Origin of the sequence: Caulobacter vibrioides OR37 (assembly GCF_000372645.1) — a bacterium.
Classification (GTDB): Bacteria; Pseudomonadota; Alphaproteobacteria; order Caulobacterales; family Caulobacteraceae; genus Caulobacter; species Caulobacter vibrioides_E.
This window is the reverse complement of sequence record NZ_APMP01000019.1, coordinates 1-13,233: the sequence shown is the minus strand read 5'-3', so window position 1 is coordinate 13,233 and position 13,233 is coordinate 1. Positions and strand designations below refer to the sequence as shown.

13 protein-coding genes are annotated in these 13,233 nt (G+C 68.5%); 2 read left to right on the top strand and 11 right to left on the bottom strand.

Annotated elements, in window-relative coordinates; all coding sequences use genetic code 11:
* Positions 1 to 15: 15 nt before the first annotated feature.
* The 10 genes from OR37_RS13885 to hfaA all read right to left on the bottom strand — a co-directional run bounded on the left by OR37_RS13885 (position 16) and on the right by hfaA (position 10,740).
* Complete coding sequence (locus OR37_RS13885) at positions 16 to 639, bottom strand: hypothetical protein (protein ID WP_004621100.1); 624 nt, start codon at positions 637 to 639, stop codon at positions 16 to 18.
* A gap of 50 nt (positions 640 to 689) precedes the next feature.
* Positions 690 to 1,448 (bottom strand): ABC transporter permease, encoded by a 759-nt coding sequence (locus OR37_RS13880; protein ID WP_004621099.1) that lies wholly within the window; start codon positions 1,446 to 1,448, stop codon positions 690 to 692.
* Positions 1,445 to 2,194 (bottom strand): ABC transporter ATP-binding protein, encoded by a 750-nt coding sequence (locus tag OR37_RS13875; RefSeq protein ID WP_004621096.1) that lies wholly within the window; start codon positions 2,192 to 2,194, stop codon positions 1,445 to 1,447. Before OR37_RS13875 ends, OR37_RS13880 begins: the two co-directional genes overlap by 4 nt.
* Entirely contained in the window at positions 2,191 to 3,180 is a 990-nt protein-coding gene (locus OR37_RS13870) for an ABC transporter substrate-binding protein (RefSeq protein WP_004621094.1), read from the bottom strand. The genes OR37_RS13875 and OR37_RS13870 overlap by 4 nt, the downstream gene beginning before the upstream one ends.
* 101 nt (positions 3,181 to 3,281) lie before the next feature.
* On the bottom strand, positions 3,282 to 5,360 hold the full coding sequence (locus OR37_RS13865) for a hybrid sensor histidine kinase/response regulator (protein WP_004621091.1): 2,079 nt from the start codon (positions 5,358 to 5,360) through the stop codon (positions 3,282 to 3,284).
* Between the two features lie 215 nt (positions 5,361 to 5,575).
* On the bottom strand, positions 5,576 to 7,393 hold the full coding sequence (locus OR37_RS13860; RefSeq protein ID WP_004621089.1) for an ABC-F family ATP-binding cassette domain-containing protein: 1,818 nt from the start codon (positions 7,391 to 7,393) through the stop codon (positions 5,576 to 5,578).
* A 150-nt stretch (positions 7,394 to 7,543) separates the two neighbouring features.
* On the bottom strand, positions 7,544 to 8,032 hold the full coding sequence (locus OR37_RS13855) for a universal stress protein (RefSeq protein WP_004621087.1): 489 nt from the start codon (positions 8,030 to 8,032) through the stop codon (positions 7,544 to 7,546).
* Positions 8,033 to 8,115: 83 nt separating this feature from the next.
* A complete protein-coding gene (hfaD, locus tag OR37_RS13850; RefSeq protein ID WP_004621084.1) occupies positions 8,116 to 9,306 on the bottom strand; it encodes a holdfast anchor protein HfaD in 1,191 nt (396 codons plus the stop codon).
* Entirely contained in the window at positions 9,284 to 10,300 is a 1,017-nt protein-coding gene (gene hfaB, locus OR37_RS13845) for a holdfast anchoring protein HfaB (protein WP_004621082.1), read from the bottom strand. The genes hfaD and hfaB overlap by 23 nt, the downstream gene beginning before the upstream one ends.
* Positions 10,297 to 10,740, bottom strand: a complete 444-nt coding sequence (gene hfaA, locus OR37_RS13840) for a holdfast anchoring protein HfaA (protein ID WP_004621081.1) — start codon at positions 10,738 to 10,740, stop codon at positions 10,297 to 10,299. The genes hfaB and hfaA overlap by 4 nt, the downstream gene beginning before the upstream one ends.
* Positions 10,741 to 10,888: 148 nt before the next feature.
* Here hfaA and OR37_RS13835 point away from each other — a divergent pair, with 148 nt between their 5' ends.
* Positions 10,889 to 11,566, top strand: coding sequence for a rhomboid family intramembrane serine protease (locus OR37_RS13835; RefSeq protein ID WP_004621079.1), 678 nt, complete (start codon positions 10,889 to 10,891; stop codon positions 11,564 to 11,566).
* 54 nt (positions 11,567 to 11,620) lie between these two features.
* Positions 11,621 to 12,052: a CBS domain-containing protein gene (locus tag OR37_RS13830; RefSeq protein WP_004621077.1), complete on the top strand. Its 432-nt coding sequence runs from the start codon at positions 11,621 to 11,623 to the stop codon at positions 12,050 to 12,052.
* Positions 12,053 to 12,232: 180 nt separating this feature from the next.
* On the opposite strand, the gene OR37_RS13825 is transcribed toward OR37_RS13830, so the two are convergent.
* Entirely contained in the window at positions 12,233 to 12,664 is a 432-nt protein-coding gene (locus OR37_RS13825; protein WP_004621075.1) for an RrF2 family transcriptional regulator, read from the bottom strand.
* Between the last annotated feature and the right edge of the window lie 569 nt (positions 12,665 to 13,233).

The window sequence follows — 13,233 nt, the reverse complement described above, 5'->3', positions numbered from 1 at the left end:
TCATCGGCAGAGCGCTCATTGCGGGCCATCCTTTTCGCTCTTGGCTGGCCAGTCGCGGTCGTCGCGCGGGCCGTCCTCCGACGCGCCCTTCGTGGCGCCGCCTGGATCGGCGATCAGGACCAATCGCGAAGGGCCCGCGGCGGGTATGGGGTCCGGCTGCATCCCGAACTGCCGGCCGACGGAATAGGTGCGGGCCGTCAGCTGGCCGGACTGCGAGGCGACCTGCCGCGCGGGCTGCGCCTCGGGCGCGGACGGATAGGCCGGCGGCGTCGGGGTGATGTCGTAGAGGCTTCGCGGCAGAGCGCGCGGCGGCGCGGCGTTGGCCTGAACGGCCGGCGGGGGCGGGGACGCGATGGGCTGGGCGGCGGTTGGCGCCTGTCCCTGGCGCGCCCACCAAGGCTGTTGGACGGCCTGCTGAACGGCGACCGGCGCGATGGCTTCCCGCTTGCCCGACCACCCCAGCAAGGCGCCGCCATAGGGAGTCCCGGTGAAGCCTGGGCCCTGGGCGCCGACGGGCGTCGGCGCGCGATCGGGGGCGGGGCCGTAGCGGCTCTCGCGCGCGCCGTCCCGCGCGTGCGCGGCGGTGGCGGCGCAGGCGAGAGCGGCGATGATGGCGACGACGCGCATGGGGCGGTTCAAGTTACGGCTCCTACGGATATCTATGATACCCGTGGCCGCTTAATCTTGGCCTAACGACCCCGCCAGGCGCGCAGTAAACGACGCTCCGCCAGCTCCATCAGGGCGTGTAGGGCGACGCCGAGAATGGCCAGGGTCAGCACGGCGGCGAACACCTTCGCGGTCTGCAGGCGATTGTAGGCCTCCAGGATCCGCCAAGCCAGGCCTTGGGTTCCGCCGGACCCCGCCACGAACTCGGCGACGACCGCGCCGATCACGGCCAGACCCGTCGCGACCTTATGGCCTTCCAGCAGCGCGGGAACGGCCGAGGGCAGGCGCAGGCGGACGAGCCGCTGCCACGGCGTCGCGCTATAGAGATCGAACAGGCGGGCGAGATCCGGGTCCGCCGCTTTCAGGCCCGTGAGCGCGCCCGAGAAGATCGGGAAGAAGGCGACGACGGCGGCCAGACCCGTCACGGCTCGGCCTGGATGGTCGATGCCGGCCCAGATCGTCACCAAGGGCGCGATGGCGACCAGCGGAGTGACCTGCAAGGTCACGGCGATCGGGCGGACGGCGTCCTCCAGCTGGCTGTTGAGGCTGACGGCCAGGGCCAGGGCGCACGCGATCAGGCTGGAGATGACCAGGGCGACCAGCGCCGTCGAGAGCGTCGTCCAGGCCGAGGTCAGCAGCAGCGGCCAGGCGCCGACGAAGGCCGTCGCGATCGCGCTGGGCGCGGGCAGAAGATAGGGCGGAACCGCCAGGGCGCGGCAGGCGATTTCCCAGCCGCCCAGCAGAACGGCGATCAGGATCAGCGGAGGCAGAACGCGCTTCACGCCGTCCCCTCCGGGGCTTGGGCCAGCAGGGTCGAGACCGCCTCGGCGGCGGCGCGGAAGGCTTCCGTGGCGCGGAAGCCGGGCGGCCGCGCGACGGGGCCGTCGATGGCGATCTCGCCGACGATGCGGCCGGGGCCAGGCGACATGACCACCACCCGGCCGGCCATATAGACCGCCTCCTCGACATTGTGGGTCACGAAGACGACGGCGGGCTTCAGCTCGTCGGTCAGGGCCAGAACGTCGTCGGCCAGGGCGCGGCGGGTGATCTCGTCCAGCGCCGCGAAGGGCTCGTCCAGCAGCAGCAGGCGCGGGCGGGTGACCAGGGCGCGGGCCAGCGAGGCCCGCATGGCCATCCCGCCAGACAGTTGAGCGGGGCGCGCGCGCAGCGCGGCGCCCAGGCCGACCTTGCGCAGGGCTTGGTCGGCGGCCGGCAGCGCATCCTTCTTGGCCACGCCGGCCAACGCCAGCGGCAAGGCGACATTGTCCCGCGCCGACAGCCACGGGGCCAGGGTGGGCGACTGGAAGACGACCGAGGTCTCGCCGCGACCGGCCGCTCGGGTCACGGTCCCGCGCGTCGGGGCCTCCAGCCCAGCCAGCAGGCGCAGGGCCGTGGACTTGCCGCAGCCAGAGGGGCCGACCAAGGCCACGATCTCACCGGGCGCGAGGCTCAGGTCGACCGGTCCTAGGGCGCGGCCCCGGGCGTAGTCGACCTCGACGGCGTTGAGGCTGGCGATGGGGGTCTTCATTGCGCCTTGGGCAGGAACTGCAGCGTGTAGGCCTTCTTGTAATCCATGTCCTTTGGATAGACGCCCTGGTCGGCGGCGACCTTGAAGAACTCGGCCCAGCGCGCGTCGCTCATCTGGCCGATCTCGCCGTCCTTGCCGACGATACCGTAGGACCGCATCTTTTCGCGGGCCTGGTCGAGGACGTCCTGGGTCATTTCCGGATTGTCCTTCAGGATCGCCGCGTCGCCCGGCTTGGCGTCGCCGTAGAGATAGGATTTCCAGCCCGCCGCCGTGGCCTCCACGAAGGCCCGCACCGCCGCTGGGTTCTTGGCGATCAGGCTGTCCGGAACCAGGGCCATCGAGGCGTAGGCCGGATAACCGTTGTCGGCCAGCAGGAAGACCGCCGGCTTCTCCTTGCCTTCCTTCTCGATCAGATAGGGCTCGCTGGTGACGTAGCCCTGCTGGATCACGCGCTGGTCGGCCAGGAAGGGCGCGGACGAATAGTTGTACTTGCGCACCTGATCGTCGGTGAAATGGTACTTGGCCTTCAGCCATACCCAGAAGGCGGTGATCGAGGCGTCGGCCAGCAGGATCGGCCGGCCCTTCATGTCGGCCAGGCCGTTCACGCCCTGGCCGGGGTGGGCGATCAGGACCTGCGGGTCCTTCTGCATGAAGGCGGCGACGGCTTTGACCGGAGCGTTCTCCTTGGCCAGGTTCATGACGATGAAGCTGTTGGAGCCGACGCCGACATCGACCGCGCCGGTGGCCAGAAGCTGGGGCACGTTCACGGCCGGGCCGCCCTGCACCAGGGCGACGTCGAGGCCGCGCTTCTTGTACTCGCCGGTGGCCAGCGCCTGGTAGTAGCCGCCGAGCTCGGCCTCGGCCCGCCAGTCGGTGGCCAGCTTCAGCTTGGTCAGGCCGGTCGGCTCGGCGTCCTTCTTGGGGGCGGGCGAGCAGGCGGCGATGAAGGCCATCAGGCCCAGGGCGGCGAAGGCGCGGCGGCGCATGGAGCGTTCCCCTTGTTCGCGGCCAAGGTAAGCAGCGTTGGGGGCTCTTCCAACCCAGAACCGCAAATCCGACATCACGGCGTTCGCGGGAAGACGTCCGTTCAGGCGCGGGACGCCGCGCCCGGCTTTCTGAGCCAGCGCTCGACCTTGGCGTAGAGCGCGTCACGCTGGATGGGCTTGGCGATGTGATCGACCATGCCGGCGGCGTAGCAGCGCTCGACCTGGCGAGGCAGGGCGTCGGCGCTCATCGCGATGATCGGGACGTCGCTGGCCGGCGCCCCCAGCGCCTTGATCGCGCGCGTCGCCTCGAAGCCGTCCATCTGAGGCATGTGGATGTCCATCAGGATGATGTCGTAGTCGCCCCGCCGGGCGCGCTCGACCGCTTCCCGTCCGTTCTCGGCGACGTCCACCTCGCAGCCGACCTGAGCCAGCAGGGTCTGGCCGATCTCGAGATTGATGGGATGGTCGTCGACGATCAGGATCTTGGCGCCGCCCGGGGCTGAGGCCTTGGGGCGCTCGGGGAGGGGAAGCTCCTCGGCGGTCGGGGCCGACAGTTCGACCCAGAAGCACGAGCCCCGTCCCGGCACGCTGTCGACGCCGATCCGGCCGCCCATGACTTCGACCAACGTCCGGCAGATGGCCAGGCCCAGGCCCGCCCCGCCGTGCAGCCGCCGCATCGAGCTGTCGGCCTGGGAGAAGCGCTGGAACAGCAGGGCCTGCTTGTCGAGCTCGATGCCGACGCCGGTGTCGATGATCTCGAAGCGCAGCCGATCCTCCGCTTCGCCGGGCTCGACCGAGAGGCGCGCGTCGATCCGCCCCTCCTCGGTGAACTTCACGGCGTTGTTGAGGAGGTTGATCAGCACCTGGCGCAGACGGTCCGCGTCCAGTTCGTGCAGGCCGCCGACCGGGTCGTGGACCTCGACATTCATCGACAGCCCCTTGGCGCGGGCTTCCGGCGCGATGATCGCGGCCGCGTCGCTCAGCAGCCCGGCGGCCGAGGTGGGGCGGGGCAGCAGTTCGATCAGGCCGGCCTCGACCCGTGAGAAGTCCAGAATGTCGTCGACCACCGTCAGCAAGGCCGCGCCGGCGCTGTCGATCAGGTTGACCTGACGGCGGGCGTCCGGCGGCAGGTCGTCGCGGGTCGCCAGCAGCTGGGCGAAACCCAGCACGCTGTTCAGCGGCGTGCGGATCTCGTGGCTCATCGTGGCCAGGAACTCGGTCTTGGCCTCGGTCGCCGCCTGGGCTCGGGCGCGGGCGGCGCGGGTCAACAGCTCACGACGCACCAGCAGGCGCTTGAGGCGGTCCTGCTGGGCCAGGGCCAGGCCGGCGGCCAGGCAAGTGTAGAAAAGGACGGCCAGGAAAACCTGCACCGTGCGCACCTGGGCGACCGGGCCCAGAACCGCGTTGAAGCGCGGGGACGAGCCGCTGATCACGAACGGCATGACGATGACCGCGATCACCAGCGAGGCCATGGCCGCGCCCCGCGCGCCCAGCCGATAAGCCGCCACGAGCGCGACGGGGAAGATCAGGAACGGCGGCGCTCCCGACACGGGATGCGCGCACAGCAGGGTGACGGCGGCCACCGCGAAAATGAGCAGGAACTGTTCGCGCCAGTTGCTGCGGAAGGCCCGTCGGTGCTCGGCGTCGATCAGCACCAGGGCCGCGGGCAGAACCACGGCGAGGCCCAGGGCGTCCCGGAGGAACCAGTCCATCAGGTCCTTTCTGAATGGCTCGCCTGAGGCGCCGGTCAGAATGGCCGCGCACAGCAGGGCCGAGGCCGCCGCGACGGGGGTGGTCACGGCCGGCAGCAGGGCCAGGGCGCGCATCGAGCGAATGCGATGGCGGCCGCCGCCGATGCGCAGGCTCAGCAGCCAGACGGCCAGGGCCTCCAAGGTGTCGATCCCCGTGTACAGCAGGGCGCGCCCGGGCGTGTCGCCGACCAGCAGGCCGACCGCCAGATGGAACACCACGAACACGAGGGTCAGGGACAGCCGTCGCGAACCGCTCAAGGCCAGCAGGCCGGCCGCGAGAAGGGCGTTGGCGGGCCAGAAGGCGGCGACGCCCTGGGGCGTGCGGGTCAGGTAATCGCTGAAGACGAGGCTGGCGACGATGGCGGCCGAGAGGCTCAGCAGCAGAACGCTCTGCCGTCTCAGTTCCTGGCGCGCCAGCGCGTTTGGCATCGTCTTTCGTCCCCCAAACCCTTCCGCCCGTGCTCGGCGGTGACCTATGGGGTCGCGGTCGAACGCCGGGGGACCGGGAGACGTCGCGACACCATCGCCAGTTTTCAATCAGACGATGAAGCTGGCGCGCTTACCAATACGCTCCTCGGGCCTTTCGTTGCCGGTCTATCGCCGGCTGTGGCGTTTCGCCGCAGGTTCGCGCCGAGATCGCGGGGTCAGCCCGCCAGGCTTTCCTTCTTCTCTTCCAGCTCCAGCCATTCCATCTCGGCCTGCTCCAGATCGGCGCGAGCCTTGTCCAGAGCCTTCATGGTCCTGTCGAAGGCGGCCGGGTCGCGGCTGTAGAGGTTGGGATCGGCCAGGGTTTCCTCGAGCTTGGCGATGATGGCCGGGCTCTTGGCGATAAGGGCCTCGCATTCCTCCAGGCGGCGCTGGTCCTTGTAGGACAGCTTGACGCTTTTCTTCGGGGGCGCGGGCGGGGCGGCCGGGGCGGACTTCGACACCGGCGCGAACGTCGCGCCGCTCTTGGTGGCTTTGAAGAAGTCCGGGTTCTGGTCCATCAGGTCTGTCCAGCCGCCGGGCGTCTCGACGATCCGGCCCTTGCCGTCCAGGGCGATGGTCGAGCTGGCCAGGCGGTCGATGAAGTCGCGGTCGTGGCTGACCAGGATCAGCGTGCCGTCGAAGTCGGCCAGCAGGTCCTCCAGCAGGTCCAGCGTGTCCATGTCCAGATCGTTGGTCGGTTCGTCCAGCACCATCAGGTTGGTCGGATTGGCCAGGGCGCGGGCCAGCAGCAGGCGATTGCGCTCGCCGCCCGACAGGCTGGTGACCGGCTGGCGCAGCTGGGCGTCGGTGAACAGGAATTCCTTGGCGTAACCGGCCACATGCTTGGGGTGGCCGCGCACGATGATCGAGTCCCCGCCGCCCGGCGTCAGGAAGTCCCAGACGGTGATCTTGTCCGACAACGCCATGCGGGCCTGATCGATGTAGGACACCTCCAGGTTCGTTCCCAGCTGCACCGCGCCGGCGTCCGGGGCCAGCTCGCCCAGCAGCAGCTTGACCAGCGTGGTCTTGCCGGCGCCGTTCGGACCGACCAGGGCGACGCGGTCGCCGCGGATGATGCGCGTGGAGAAGTTCTCGACGATCGTCCGCTCGCCAAAGCGCTTGGTCAGGCCCTTGGCCTCGACGACGCGCTTGCCCGAGGTTCCCGAGGACTCGACCGCCATGGTCATCGCCCCGCGGATCTCGCTCTGACGGTCCTTCTTCTCGGCGCGGAGGGCCAGCAGGGCGCGGCGCCGGCCCTCGTTGCGCGCCCGGCGGCCCTGAACGCCGCGCGCCAGCCAGGCGTTTTCGCGCTCCAGCACCTTGTCCAGGCGGCGAGCCTCCTCGGCGTCGGCGGCGATGATCGAGTCGGCCCAGGCCTCGAACTCGGAAAAGCCCTTGTCCAGGCGGCGGATCTTGCGGTGCTCCAGCCAGAAGCAGCGTTCGGTGACGCGGTTCAGGAAGGCCCGGTCGTGGCTGACGATTAGCGCCGCGCACTTGGAGGCGGCCAGTTCGTCTTCAAGGGTCTGGATGGCGAAGATGTCCAGGTGGTTCGTCGGCTCGTCGAGCAGCAGCACGTCGGGCTGCTCGGCGAAGGCGCGGGCCAGGGCGGCGCGGCGGGTCTCGCCCCCCGACAGGCCCTTGGCGCTCTTGTTCGGATCCAGGCCAAAGTCGGCCAGGGCCGCCTGCGCCTCGTAGTCCTGGGCGCCGCCCGCGGTGGCGTAGTCCAGCAGGGTCTCGCCGACGATGTCCGGTTCCTGGCTGACATAGACGACCTTGGCGCCGGGCTGCACGGCGCGCTCGCCGCTGTCCGCCTCGACGCCCTGGGCGGCCAGGATCTTCAGCAGGGTCGACTTGCCCGCGCCGTTGCGGCCGACCAGGCAGGCGCGCACGCGCGGCTCCAGGGCCAGGTCGACACCGTCGAACAGGGGCTTGGCGCCGTCGGCGAGACGGACGTCCTTGAGGGCGAGTACGGGCGCGCGGGCGGGAGGAGCCATGATCGTCTAAATACTTCTCGACGCCGCTCGCGGCGGCGGAATGTCTTGGAGAGGTGCGGCGTATAGCAGGGCGCGCCTCGAGGAAACGCCAAAATCTCTGCTCCAGGCCCTAAGCCCGCCGCGTCCGCGACGCCGTCGCGGGCGAAAGGGTCAGCCGGCGGCGAACTCGGCCGAAAGGCGCGTCATCTCGGCGGCGAACTCCGCGTCGCTGATCGGACGGCGGGCGACCAGCAGGCTGCAGTCGACGTCATCGACGATATAGGCGCCCGAGGAGCCGCTCCACCAGCGTTCCAGGAAACTGCGCTTGCGGTGGCCCACCACGACCAGATCCGCCGAGACCTTGCGCGCGAAGGCGCTGATGATCGGCGCCGGGTCGCCGCGCACGACATGGCCGGTCGCCTCGAGCCCGAACGCCTTCAGCTTGGCCAGGCCTTCCTCGACCAGGGTGGCGCTCGCGGCGGTCAACTGGTCGGCCGCCCCGGGATGAACGCCCTCGGCCATGGTGATCGCCGAGCTGTCGGAAAGCACGCACAGCAGCCAGACGCGGGAGCCGTACCGCCGGGCCAGCAAGGCGCCTTCCCGCAGCGCGGTCCTGGCTTCGTGGCTGCCGTCGAACGCCAGAATGATCTTCTCGTACATGGGCCCCCTCCGTCCGCCGCGAAGCGATCGCGCGTCCATGATAGAGCGCGACTAGGCGCTCGTGTCACCTGGGCGGAGCGCGGTCAGTTGCCGCTGGGCGAGCGGACGTAGAAGCCGGCGTTGTTGCCGACCGCCGTCGAGACGCCGGTCACCTGCCGACCGGGCGAGTAGCTGTTGGTCGTCGTGCTGGCGCCGACGTCGGCGTTATTGACCTGGTTGTTGTTCACCGTCATGCGGCCGTTGCAGCGCGAACAGACCGTGCCGCTGACCGCGTTGCCCATCGCCGTAGCGGTGGTCGTCGCGTCGTAGCCGTCCTGGCCGCCGAAGGTCGCGATCGCCTCCACGCCGCCGCCGTCGTTGGTCTGGGTGTTGTTCAGCGCCAGTTCGGAGCCGAGATTGACCACCTGCGAGGCGTTGCCGACCGCGTAGGCGTTCGTCTGGGCGCCGCCGAACTGGTACGAGGTCGCCTCGGCCTGGCCACGCACATACGACGTGTTCCACTGGTTGGAGGTCAGGTCCGTCAGCGGGCCTTCGTTGGCGACCGACAGCGTGTTGCCGGTGGCCGTGGCCGTTGTCGCCGACAGATAGCTGGAGCCATAGGCCGTGAACTTGCTGGCCTGGGTGACGTCGGCGGTGTTGGCCTGGTCGGTGATCAGGCGCGAGGCCGATTGGTTGGCGCCGCTGATATTGATGTTGTTGCCGGCCGTGGTCGCGCTGACCGAGATCGAGCCGGTGACCGCGCCCACATGGGCGCCGCCGTCCGCGAGCGTGTTGGCCGTGTTCGATTGGCTGAGCCGTAGCCCCGCCGCGCCGTTGTCCAGGCTCACGCCCTGGGTGTTGCCCATGGCCAGGGTCGAGACCGAGACGTCCTTGGCCTGGGCGTCGCCGGCCTCGATCTGGCCCCGCGCGGTGACGGCGGCGTTGTTCACCTGGACTCCGAAGGCCGAGATCGTGCCGCTCGCGGCGCCGATCGTACCGGAATTGCCCGCCGCCGTCGTGTTGACGGTCGTGGCCGCGCCGCCGTCGGCGGCTATGCCGACGACGCCGTGAGCATAGACGGCGCCCTGGTTGGTCTGGTTCGAGGTCGCCGAGGCGTCGGCGTTGGCGACGCCGATCGAGACGCCGTTGGCCTGGGCCGTCGTGGAGGCGGTCACGCCGTCGGTGACCGTTTGCACGTTGAGAGCCTGTTCGGAGAAGATCTCGCCCAGATTGATCTGGTTGTTCAGGATCGGACTGGGCGCGGTCGTCTGGCTAGTAGCGACCCCGCTTAGCATCACGGATATCGGGATCGCGGCTAGCGTTCCAGCGAGACGGGTCTTCGCGGGTCTGCGCATTGTTCGTTCCCGTATTGTTGTAGGCCGGCGTGAAGGCGCCGGTCTGGCCCACGGTGCCGTCGCCCAGCGGATCATAGCGCAGGCAGCTTTGCGGACCGGGCATGCCGTAGAGGTTGGCGGCCATCTCGACGACGGCGCGTTCGATCAGGGCGCGAACCGCCAGCTGCATGGGCTCCAGGGCTCCACGGCCGGCCGACAGGTCGACCAGGGTGGTGCCCAGGAAGTCGAAGACGCCGGCGCTGACTTCGCGTCCGACGACCTGCTTCTGATAGGAGATGACGTCCACCACCTCCAGCGTGCGGGTGTTCACCATCCGCAGGTCCAGCGCGACGTTCATGATGTAGGAGCGGCGGCGGAAATTGCCCTTCACGCCCTCGGGGTCCTTGTCGCCGGCATAGGCGTCGGCGCCGGCCGAGCGGATATTGAAGTTCAGCTCGGTGATCCCGCCCACGACATAGAAGTCCGAGCCCGGCACCTGGCCGGCCAGGATCTTGCGATAGTCGGCCGGCATGTCCGCGCGCGGATTGGGATTGTCCGAGATCAGCTTGTTGTTGGCGTATTTCAGCTCGAACTCGGAAACCGAGGTGTCGAAGCGCTCGACCATCGGCATGCCGGCCTTGGCGAAGGCCGAGAACGCCATCAGCGAGGCGCCTTGGGTGATCTTGCGGCCCGAGCCGTCGGACTCTTCCTTGCCGGTGTAGTCGGCGATGCGGCCGATGGCGATGCGCGGCGCGGCCACGTGGTTGGCGCGGGCGTATTGGTTCAGGCAGACCAGGGCCGGGGAATAGTCGGTTGGATTGGCCGTGACCGGGGCGTTGCCGATCGGGGTGGCGTAGTTGCCAGCCGTCGAGGCCGTCGTCGGCACGCCGCCGCAGCCGCTGAGCGCCGTGGCGGCCAGCAGAGCCAGGGCCAGGCCTGTGCGCTGGATGATCATTGACCGACGCCGCCCTTCACCACCTTGGAGCCGGCGGTGACGGCGCCGTTGTTCACCTGGTTGGAGTTGACGATCACCGTGTTGTAGTTGCCCTGGGTGACGACCGTCAGGTTGTTGCCGATCGCGGTCGAGCCGGCATAGCCGCCGACGCCGCCCGCGCCGGCATAGGCGTCCAGCGCCCCGGTGGCGCGACTGGTCGCATAGACGCTCTGGTCGGAACCGGTCAGCATCATGCCGTCGACGATCACCCGGTTGCCGTTGGCGTCGCGGGTCGAATACTCGACCATGCGATTTTCCTGGCCCGCGGTGCGGCCATAGCCTGCGTTCATCGACGCCGAATTGGTGGTCATCGTCTGCGCCGCGGCCGCGCCGCCGACGCCGAGCGCGACGATGGCGACGACGGTCGTGACGCGCTTATGCTTATTCCGATGCCAGGCCATGAAAGGCTCCGCGAACTGTCGACACGGGGCGTCAAGCAACACTCGTGCCAAAAAGATACAGACTGACCTGTAGACCCAAGGTCTCGAAAAATTGGTTAATCGCTGGCCATCGGCTTCGAATCGTCGCGCGAGGCCCTAAGTTGGAACCATGAGCGACGCCCCGTCCGAACGCCCCGAACAGGTCCCGCCGAAGGAGCCGGTGTTCAACGCGCCCTGGCCGGCCGTGCTCGCGGCGGCCTCGATCCTCGCGCCGTTCATTCTTCTATTGCGCATGGACGGCGCCACCGTGGTGTCGCTGGCCCTCGTTCCCAAGGACTTCTGGGCGGGGCGCTGGACGGGCGTCGTCACGATGATGTTCGTGCATGGCGGTTGGGTCCACGCGCTGATGAACGCCGCCTTCGCCCTGGCCTTCGGCGCGCCGGTCGCCCGGCTGCTGGGACTTAACGGCCGGGGAGGGGGAATCTTCTGCCTGTTCTACCTGGCGTGCGGAGTCCTGTCGGGGATCGGCTTCGCGGCGATTCATCCGGACTCCGACGCCGCGGTGATCGGGGCGTCGGGCGCGGTCTCGGGCCTGATGGGCGCGGCGGCGCGGGTGATGGACACGCCTGGGCGCGTCGGGCCCATCCTGGGGCCGCGCGTCATCTCGTTGGGGCTGGGCTGGCTGATCGTCAATCTGGTGATGGCGGTGACCGGGACCCTATTGTCGATGGGCGCGGGCGAGATCGCCTGGGAGGCGCACCTCGTGGGCTTCGTCGCGGGCGCGATCTTGATCGGCCCGTTCGCGGCCTGGGCGGGAAATATCCCGCGCGGGGTCAATCCCCATTGATCAGTCGCACGCTTTGCGAGACCCTCGTTCCATAAGAACATAGGGAGACGCGCAGTGCTGGTTTCTCAGATCCTGAAAGACAAGGGTGATCTCGTGTTCACGGCCTCCCCCCAGGAGACCGTCGGCGCCGCCGCGGCGCTGCTTCATACGCGTAAGGTCGGCGCCATGGTGGTGGTCGACGACAAGGAAGCGGTCGTGGGCATTGTCTCCGAGCGCGACATCGTGCGGGTGATCGCCAAGGAAGGCGCCAGCGCGCTGACCAAGCCGATTAGCGCCTGCATGAGCGCGAACGTGATCTTCGCCCAGCCGGACGAGACGGTGGAAGCCCTGCTCGAGCGCATGACCGACCGCCGCATTCGTCACCTTCCGGTCGTGAAGGGCGGACGCTTGGCGGGCATCATCTCGATCGGCGACCTGGTGAAGTACAAGATCCACGAGGCTCAGGCCGAGGCGGACGGACTCAAGGCCTACATCACGGCGGGCTGATCCGCCTGGAGCGTGAGGCTGAAAGTCGGAACCGGTTTCAGCTTATCTCACGCTCTAAACATTTGATTTAGAAGCCTTGCGCTTGTCGCGGGCGAGCAAGCGACGCGGGCGCTTATGGAGGCGGTTGGTCTCTTGGATATGCGCGCCTCTATATAGATGCTCCGCTGTATATAGAGAGGCTCAACCCTCGATCAGCTCCGCGCCCGCGCCTTGGGCGGCATCCGCCAGGCTGTAGCCTTCCAACACCGCGGCCGTGGCGTCGCGGGCGCGCAGCAACGCCTCGCGCAGGGCGCAGGTCGCCAGATCGCGACAATCCTCGCATCGGCGGAAGGCGGTGCGGCTGACGCAGGGCGCCAGGGCCAGGGGGCCGTCCACCAGGCGGATAATCTCGGCGAAGCTGATCGTCTCGGGCTGGCGGGCCAGCACATAGCCGCCGAACTTGCCCCGCCGGCTGATCACCAGGCCCTCTCGCGCCAACGAAAGAAGAATGGCCTCTAGGAACTTGCGCGGCGCATCGGCGCGTTCCGCCAACTCCCCAGCGGTGACCTGGGTGTTGGCTCGGGCCAGTTCGATCATCGCGCGCAGGGCATAGCGCGCCTTCTGGGATAGCATGGACGCTGGTCACCTTATGGAGGCGGGCCAGTTTGGACGGCCTCGCGCCTGAAGCGCGTCCAGCCTTCTGAGCGAGGCGAGGGCGGCGTGCAAGTCCGGCGTGACATAGTTCATGCACAGAGGAATGCGGCGCCTGGGGATGAATCGGGGATTCAGCGCTTGCCGGGCCGGGAAGGGGGCTCTAGAAGCCGCCCCTCGCTTCGGGGCCACCGCCCGCCGTACGAAACCTTGGCCTTCGGGGCTTGCGTTTCTGATGGTGGTTCGATAGGTTCCGCAGCCTCAATCGAATCTCTTCTGACTTACGGCGCTCCAGTCTGGCGCGTCCCGGTCATCTTTTGCGTTCTGAAGCGGCCTGGCCGCCAAGAAAACAAAAAGAAGAAAGTTGGTTGACCTTGGAATTCGGTTTCGCTAGAAGCCGCGCTCCTCGAAATGCAAAGAACTCCGCAAGGTGTTCCAAGTATTTCGGCTCCGGAAAAGCTTCTGTTTCTTTTGAAAAAGAGCTTGACTGGATTTGGTGGCTTCTCTAGAAGCTGCCAGCTCCGCTGAGAGGCTTTCGAGCTTGTTGGCGC